This is a genomic window from Corallococcus llansteffanensis (genome assembly GCF_003612055.1).
In the GTDB taxonomy this organism is placed as follows: domain Bacteria; phylum Myxococcota; class Myxococcia; order Myxococcales; family Myxococcaceae; genus Corallococcus; species Corallococcus llansteffanensis.
Window position 1 is genome coordinate 1 of sequence record NZ_RAWB01000465.1, and the last position, 7,858, is coordinate 7,858.

Sequence of the window (7,858 nt, forward strand, 5' to 3'; positions counted from 1 at the left end):
GGTGCGGACGTACGGCGCGCGCGTGCTCATCCGCGTGGGCAGCTTGCCCGAAGCCGGGGGCGTCGTGGACACCAAAGCGGGGGCCTGCGTCTGCGGCGGCAGCCGGCGCGGCGGAAGCTGCACGGGCGGCGGGATGGGGCAGTGCGTGCACGGGCCCTTCAGGGGAATCACCAGCCGCCGGCCGATGCTCAGGAACGTGTTGCGCATCCGGTTGGCCTTCTTGATGGCCACCACGCTGGAGTTGTGCCGCATCGCGATGCCGCCCAGCGTGTCCCCGTTGCGCACCCGGTACATCATGAGGTTCTGGTCCGGCTGGAGCGCCAAGAGCGGCGCCACCCGGCGGCCCAGCTCCTGCGCGCGGGCGTTGAAGAAGCGCACGTGGAAGTGGTCGCGGTGCCGCCGCGCGTGCTTGATGACGGAGTTGAAGCCCGCGTTGAAGAGCAAGTCGAGCCAGGCCTTGTCCTCGCCGATGCTCACCGCGTAATCGTAGAGGACCTTCTGGACGCGCTTGTCCACGAGGATCATCTGCACGTCGGTGTTCGTCACCAGCGAGCGCACCAGCGCCCAGTTCATGGCCACGTCGATGTAGCGCTCCCGCTCGCGCGCGCGCACCGGCTCCGCCGTCGGGTAGTAGAAGCCCAGGTCCACGTCGCGGCCGTTCTGGTGGCTCTTGTGCGGGCGCAGGTAGCCGCCGTCCTTGGTGGACAGCCGGTTGACGCGCAGCGGGGGCACGTCCGGGTACTGCGCGCGCACCGCGCGGATGGCGGCCATCACGTAGTTGACCGTCTCCTCCGTGCCCCAGGCGATCTCCGGCGACACCACGAGCCAGTCCTTGTCATCCGGGACGCGGTGGCTGTTGAGCTGCCGGCCGCTCTCCACGAAGCCAATGGACATGGAGCCCAGCGTGGACGGGTCCTTCTTCCACGCCTCGGTGAGCGCCTCTTCGGACAGGTCCGCGGTGTACAGGGGCCCGGCGGGCGCGGCGGGCGCGAGCGGCGCCTGAAGCTCGCCCTCCTCGCTCACGCCCTCGTCGTCGGTGGCCGCCGCCGCGTCGTCGTCCTCCTCCTCGGCCTCCGTCCCCGCGGGGCACGGGTTGTCGCGCATGGCCGCGTCGGTGACGACGGCGGCGACCTCCGCGGGGGACGGCATCGCGGCGGGAGCGGCGGTCACCGGAGCGGCGGCTGTGGCCGGGGCCTCACCCGTCGCCGGGGAGCCTGTCGGAGCCGCCGCCGGGGTGGACGGCGCAGCGGCCGGAGCCGTGGCCGGAGCCTCGGCGGTCGGCGCGGCCTGGCTCGGGGCCGGAGCCGGGGCGGACGCCGGGACGGGGGTGACGACACGCGCGGCGCAGCCGGCGCAGAGCAGGAGGATCAGGAGTGAGGAACGCACCGGGCCGAAGGATGGCCCGAGAAAGCCCATGCCACAAAGCGCCGACCGCGATTTTGACTCTGGGTGTGCACCCCTGCCTGCTTGCTTCAGCCTCCCGGGGGCGGCGCGCTCCGCGCCTCCAACAGCAGTGACGCGCGCCGGGGCGTCAGCACTTCAAACGGGAGTCGTCGCCCACCGCCCATCGACAGCACACGCTTGTCCTTGCTCACCAGCCACGCCGCGCCCACGCGCGCCGCCAGCACGAGGAACTTCTGGTCGTCCCGGTCCCGGCACGGCGGCAGCTCCACCGCCGCGCTGGCCTCCCCGTCCGCGACCCGCACGAGCGCGCCGTAGCGCTCACGCACCGCCTGCTGCGCCTCCGGCGTCAGCGCGAACGAGCGGTAGCCCAGCACCAGCTCCAGCTCCCGCAGCGTGTGCCGGTCCGCCCACGCCGTCAGCGCTCCGGCCTGCAGCGCCTCCTTCAAGGGGCGGGCGAATGCGTCGTCGAAGACGAAGACATCCAGCACCACGTTGGTGTCCAGCACCACGGAACGAACGGCAGGCTCAGCGGAAGGAGTGCTCACGGAAGAAGAACTTTCCGTCAGCAGCGCCGCCGACTCAACCTGCCCTCCAACCAGTCAATCCCGCTGCACCGGGTGTCCATGGTCAAAACCTGGAATAAAGGACAAAGATGATTCTTGTCGTCACCCCTCCTTCGGCCGGTCCGTGCCGGTGAAAGGTCTGTCCATGACCGTGTTCTCCCGTTCGCTGTGTCTGACGTTGCTGAGCGCCTCCGCCTTGCTGGCGGGCTGTGGTGGCGAGGAGGTGCCCGTGCCGGCCGGAGAGGGCGTCGTCGTCCCGCCCATGCAGACGGACATCGCGGGAGGCGGCGTGAGCGCGAGCGCGGCCTACTGTGACGACGTGACGACGTGGGATCCGGCGTGGGTGGCGCTGGAGGACAGCGTGCTCACGCTGATCAACCAGCGCCGCGCGGCGGGCGCGACGTGTGGCGGCGTCGTCAAGCCTCCGGTGGCGGCGCTCACGCTGGACACGCGGCTGCGCTGTGCGTCGCGCAAGCACTCCAAGGACATGGGCACGAACAACTTCTTCAGCCACACGGGCTCCAACGGCTCCACGCCGTGGCAGCGGATGAACCTGGCGGGCTACACCTACCGGACGGCCGCGGAGAACATCGCGGCGGGCTACGGCACCGCGCAGGCGGTGGTGGACGGCTGGATGGCCAGCACGGGGCACTGCAACAACATCATGAACGGCGCGCTCAAGCAGACGGGCATCGGCTACTTCAACGGGCCCACCAGCACCTACCGCGCCTACTGGACGCAGGACTTCGGGACGCCGTAGACGCCATGGCAACAGGGCCCGGGTGCCCTATGCTGCCGGGCCCATGACCTCCCCGTACGCCGAGCACTTCCCCGCCCTGCGGTCTGGCTTCAGCTACCTGGACAACGCCGCGGGGGCGCAGGTGCCCTCGCACTGCATCCACGCCATCAGCCAGTTCCTCACGGGGGGCAGCTGCAACGTGGGCCAGCCCTACGCCGCCTCGCAGGTGGCCACCGCGCTCAAGGCCCGCGCGCGAGCGGAGACGGCGGAGTTCCTGCACTGTCTGCCCGAGGAGGTCATGCTCGGCCCGAGCACCACCGCGCTCACCTTCCAGGTGGGCCGGGCCCTCTCGCGCCTCTTCAAAGCCGGAGACGAGGTCGTCATCTCCGAGCTGGAGCACGAATCCAACGCGGCCCCGTGGCGCGCGCTGGAGGCGCAGGGCGTGAAGGTGAAGACGTGGCGCGCGCACTGGCCGGAGGGGCGGCTGGAGCCCGCGGACCTGCGGGCGCTCGTCACGCCGCGCACGCGCCTCGTCGCCGTGACGGCGGCGGCCAACTCCGTGGGCGCGACGCCGGACATGGCCGCCGTGGCGGAGGTGGCGCACGGCGTGGGCGCGTGGGTGTTCGTGGATGCGGTGCACTCCAGCCCGCATCACCTGCCGGACGTGCGCGCGTGGGGCGCGGACTTCGCGGTGTTCTCGCCGTACAAGGTTTTTGGTCCGCACCTGGGCTGCCTCTACGTGCGGCGCGAGCTGCTCGCGGGGCTGCCGGCGGACAAGCTGTGGTTCGTGCCGGATGACAGCCCGCAGAAGTTCGAGCCGGGCACCGCCAACCACGAAGGGTGGGCCGGCTGGCTGGGCTCGCTGGGCTACCTGCGCGAGGTGCTGGGCGGAGGTGAGCCGGGGCGCGAGGGCCTGGTGCGGGCCTTCCAGCGCATCGAGGCGCTGGAGCGGCCGCTGCTGGAGACCACGCTGGAGCGGCTGGCCCGCCACCCGCGCGTGCGCCTCCACGGACCGAAGCAGCCCGAGGGGCGCGTAGCGACCTTCTGCTTCAACGTGACGGGCCTGCCGGCGCGCGCGGTGGCCGAGCACCTGGCCCGGCAGGACGTGGGCGTCGCCGCGGGGCACTACTACGCCACGCTCGCGGCGGACGCGCTGGGCCTGATGCCTGACGGCGCCGTGCGCGCATCGCTGCTGCACTACAACACCCAGGAGGACGTGGAGCGGCTGATGGCGGGCCTGGACTCGCTGCCCTGAGCCCGACGCGTGAAGCGGTGGAGCCACTGCGAGTAGGTTCCCGGTCCTGATGGAACTCGACGCACTCGACAAGGCGATCCTCGCGCTGTTGCAGGACAACAGCCGGCTGACCTCCGAGGCCATCGCCGACGCGGTGGCGCTCTCCCCCACCGCGGTGCAGCGGCGCATCAAGCGCCTGCGCGACACCGGCGCCATCGTGGCGGAGGTCGCCATCGTGGCGCCCCGGGCGGTGGGGCGCGGGCTCACCGCCATCGTCGGCGTGGAGCTGGCGCGCGGCGGGAGCGAGGTCCTCATCGACGCGTTCAAGCAGCGCATGGCGGCGCGCCCCGAGGTCCAGCAGTGCTACTACGTCGCGGGCCCGCATGACTTCATGCTGATCGTCACGGCCGTGGACGTGGCGGACTACGAGCGGCTGTCGCGCGAGCTGTTCTTCGGCGATCCCAACATCCGGAAGTTCCAGACCACCTTCGTGCTCGAAGCCGTCAAGGTCGGCCAGCGTCTGCCCATCTCCTAGCGCGCCGCGGGGCCGCTGCGTCCAGGGCCTCCCGGACGCAGGATGACGGCGAACTTCGCCCCTCTTCGCCGCAAGCCTGCGCGTCGAGCGCATTACCGTGGCGCGGACTGGATGGGATTCTCCGGAGGCACCATGGCGGACAGCGACTACGACATCCTCGACGAGCGGTTCAGGCGCTGCATCCGACGCAGCGCGAAGGTGGAGCGGCTGTATGAGGGCTGCCGCTGGGCGGAGGGGCCGGTGTACTTCCCCGTGCACCGCATGCTCGTGTGGAGCGACATCCCGAACGACCGGATGCTGCGCTTCGATGAGGCCACCGGCACCGTGGGCGTCTTCCGTCAGCCCGCGGGCTACACCAATGGCAATACCTTGGACCGGCAGGGCCGGCTGGTGAGCTGCGAGCACGGCGGGCGCCGCGTCACCCGCACCGAACACTCCGGAGCAATCACCGTGCTGGCGGACCGCTTCGAGGGCAAGCGCTTCAACAGCCCCAACGACGTGGTGGTGAAGTCGGACGGGTCCATCTGGTTCACCGATCCGACCTACGGCATCGACACGGACTACGAAGGGCACAAGGCCGAGTCGGAGATGGGCGCCTGTCACGTCTACCGCATCGATGGCCAGACGGGCGCGGTGCGCATCGCCGCGGACGACTTCGTGCGCCCCAACGGGCTGGCCTTCTCACCCGACGAGCGCCGGCTCTACGTCGCGGACACGGGAGGCACCCACGTCCCGGAAGGGCCCCGGCACCTGCGCGTCTTCGACGTGCGGGATGACGGCACGCTCGCGGGCGGCGCGGTGTTCGCCACCTGCCCGGCGGGGTTCTTCGACGGGTTCAAGCTCGACACGGAGGGGCGCCTCTGGACGAGCACCGCGGACGGCGTGCACTGCTACGCGCCGGACGGGACGCTGCTGGGCCGGGTGCGCGTCCCGGAGCCCATCGCCAACCTCACCTTCGGCGGGCCCAAGCGCAACCGGCTCTACCTCTGCGCGACCACGTCGCTGTATTCGGTCCTGCTGCCCGTCAATGGCATCCAGGCCTGCTGACGCCGTCACGCCTCGACGGGCGGCTCCGGACGCTTGCCCGTCAGCGTCGCCCCTGCCGACGCGAAGCTCACCAGCGCGACCGCCAGCCATTGCAGGGGCGTGAGGTGCTCGCGCAGGAAGGCCCAGCCCGCCAGCGCGGCCACCGCGGGCTCCAGGCTCATCAGGATGCCGAAGGCGCGGCTGGAGAGCTGCCCCAACGCCCGCATCTCCAGCGTATAGGGCAGGGCGCTGGACAGGAGCGCCACGCCCACGCTCGCGGCGAACAGGCCGGGCGTCAGCCGCTCCAGGTGCCCGCCCACCAGCGCGAACGGCAGCACCGTCAGGGTGGCGAACACCATGCCCGCCGCCACGCCCTCCCCTTCGGGGACGCGCCGGGAGAGCCGGCCGCCCACCAGGATGTAGACGGCCCAGCACGCGCCCGCCGCCAATGCCAGCACGACGCCCAGCGGATCCAATCCGTCGGGCCGCGCCGTCCACGGGGTGATGAGCACGATGCCCGCCGCCGCGAAGAGCACCCACAGGAAGTCCAGCGCCCGGCGCGACCCCACCACCGCGAGCGCGAACGGGCCCACGAACTCCAGCGTCACCGCGAGCCCCAGCGGGATGCGCGCGATGGACAGGTAGTACGTGAGGTTCATCACCCCCAGCGCCAGGCCGTAGGGGATGACCGCCGCCCACTGCGCGCGGGTGTAGCGCATTAGCGGAGGCCGGAAGAAGGCCAGCAGCATCACCGACGCCAGCACCAGCCGCAGGCCCGCCGCGCCTGTCGCGCCCACCGCCGGGAAGAGTCCCTTCGCGAGCGCCGCCCCACCCTGCACGCTCACCACGGCGAGGAGGACCGCCGGAATCGGGGACAGCAGGGGGGCGCGGCGTCCGGCTGGAGTCATGACGCCGGACTCTTACCACCACTCCTCAGGGAGTCACGGGCTCGCGCCAGGGCCCGGCCCGCAGGAGCGCCCGGCGCGCGAGGAAGCGGGAGACATTCCACTCGGGCACCGTGTCCCCCTGCGACAGCCGGTCCCGGTGCCCGTCCAACAGCAGCGCCGCGTCGGACTCGGAGAGGAAGGAGAGCGCGGGCATCAGCGCCGGCACCGCGTCCGCGGACAGCCGGGACAGCAGCTCCACGTCCAGCGTGCCGGTGCGCGCCTGGCGCTCCAGGTTGTGGCGGGCGATGAAGGCCTCCGGGTTGATGACGTTGAGGGCCAGCACCGCCGCCAGCGCCGTGCCGAAGGCGCCCACCGCGAAGCGCTCCATCCTCCACCACAGCGTCACCGCGCGCCAGGCCAGCGCCGCCCCCAGCGCGACCATGAAGACGTGGGTGTACAGGCGCAGCAGCGTGTAGCCGAAGGCGTCCTCGTAGAGCGACAGCCGCTTCATCGCCGACGCGAGGATGACCAGCGTGAGGACCACCATCAGCGACGTGCCCGCGCGGAACACGGCCTGGGCCACGGGCGTCTCGCGTCGCGTCCAGCGCGTCAGCGCCATCACCAGGGCCAGCGTCAGCATGGAGACGACGACCAGCTCGAAGAAGCCGCGCCGCGCGTACTCCGCGAAGGAGTAGCCAGACGCGGGGGAGGACGCGTCGCCGATGAACAGGTACGCCACCTGGAAGCCCGCGAAGAGGAGGAACAGCGCGTCCACGGTGAGGATGAGCATCAGCGCCTCGATGAGGCCCAGGCGCGGCGTGGCGGGCTCCACCTCCGCGTCACCCCACTCCTTCGCGGCCCGGCGGCGCAGCGCGTGGCCCAGCACCCCCGCCGCCACGCACGCGCTGAACGCCATGCCGATTCCGCGCGCCACGAGCACGTCCAGGCCCAGGTCGAACGACAGCATCCGGTCCATCGCCGAGGAGAAGACCCCATCCGCTGAATTGAGCAGCACTCCGAACACGAGCAGCACCGGCAGGGTGAGCAGCAGGCCGCGTCCCAGCGACAGCAGGCGCGGGGCATGGGCGCGCAGGCCGCGCACGTCCACGCTCTGCCGCACCAGCGCGGGCGGATAGCGGAAGGCCTGGAGCGCGGCGCCCAGCACGACGGAGGGATAGCCGGTGAGGCCCAGCCGCTGCAGCCGACCTGCGGCCCAGAAGTGCGCCAGCAGCATCAGGAGCACGCCCGCCGTCAGGACGTTGAGGGACAGCAGCCACGGGCTGTCACGCACGGCCACGAAGCCGGTGACGAGCCCCAGCGGCACCAGCAGCCACGCGTTGGGCCGCGCGCGCTGCCAGCCCTCGCGCCCGCCCAGCCACGCGAGCGCGCCCACCAGGACGGCCACCAGCACCGGGAAGCCCAGGCCCCAGCGCTCCCGGTCCAGCAGGACCTCCGCGAGCAGTCCCAGCG

8 protein-coding genes are annotated in these 7,858 nt (G+C 71.8%); 4 read left to right on the forward strand and 4 right to left on the reverse strand.

Annotated features, from left to right (window positions below; translation table 11 throughout):
- Window positions 1-1,170: LysM peptidoglycan-binding domain-containing protein (locus tag D7V93_RS32035; RefSeq protein ID WP_244237643.1), on the reverse strand; the 1,170-nt coding region annotated here is incomplete at its 3' end.
- A 302-nt stretch (window positions 1,171-1,472) separates the two neighbouring features.
- Window positions 1,473-1,949: a PIN domain-containing protein gene (locus D7V93_RS32040; RefSeq protein WP_244237644.1), complete on the reverse strand. Its 477-nt coding sequence runs from the start codon at window positions 1,947-1,949 to the stop codon at window positions 1,473-1,475.
- A 163-nt stretch (window positions 1,950-2,112) separates the two neighbouring features.
- On the opposite strand from D7V93_RS32040, the gene D7V93_RS32045 reads away from it, so the two are divergent.
- From D7V93_RS32045 to D7V93_RS32060, 4 genes are all read left to right on the forward strand, one after another.
- Window positions 2,113-2,727, forward strand: a complete 615-nt coding sequence (locus D7V93_RS32045) for a CAP domain-containing protein (protein WP_120646999.1) — start codon at window positions 2,113-2,115, stop codon at window positions 2,725-2,727.
- A gap of 43 nt (window positions 2,728-2,770) precedes the next feature.
- Window positions 2,771-3,961, forward strand: a complete 1,191-nt coding sequence (locus D7V93_RS32050) for a cysteine desulfurase-like protein (RefSeq protein WP_120647000.1) — start codon at window positions 2,771-2,773, stop codon at window positions 3,959-3,961.
- Between the two features lie 49 nt (window positions 3,962-4,010).
- A complete protein-coding gene (locus tag D7V93_RS32055; RefSeq protein ID WP_120647001.1) occupies window positions 4,011-4,475 on the forward strand; it encodes an Lrp/AsnC family transcriptional regulator in 465 nt (154 codons plus the stop codon).
- Between the two features lie 111 nt (window positions 4,476-4,586).
- The gene (locus D7V93_RS32060) at window positions 4,587-5,522 is read left to right on the forward strand and encodes an SMP-30/gluconolactonase/LRE family protein (RefSeq protein WP_244237645.1); all 936 of its coding nucleotides are present in this window, start codon (window positions 4,587-4,589) and stop codon (window positions 5,520-5,522) included.
- Between the two features lie 5 nt (window positions 5,523-5,527).
- Here D7V93_RS32060 and D7V93_RS32065 read toward each other — a convergent pair whose 3' ends face one another.
- Together D7V93_RS32065 and D7V93_RS32070 are read right to left on the reverse strand one after the other, a co-directional pair.
- Window positions 5,528-6,409: an EamA family transporter gene (locus D7V93_RS32065; RefSeq protein ID WP_120647003.1), complete on the reverse strand. Its 882-nt coding sequence runs from the start codon at window positions 6,407-6,409 to the stop codon at window positions 5,528-5,530.
- A gap of 25 nt (window positions 6,410-6,434) precedes the next feature.
- The coding region (locus tag D7V93_RS32070; protein WP_147451448.1) for a DUF4153 domain-containing protein at window positions 6,435-7,858 on the reverse strand (1,424 nt) is incomplete at its 5' end.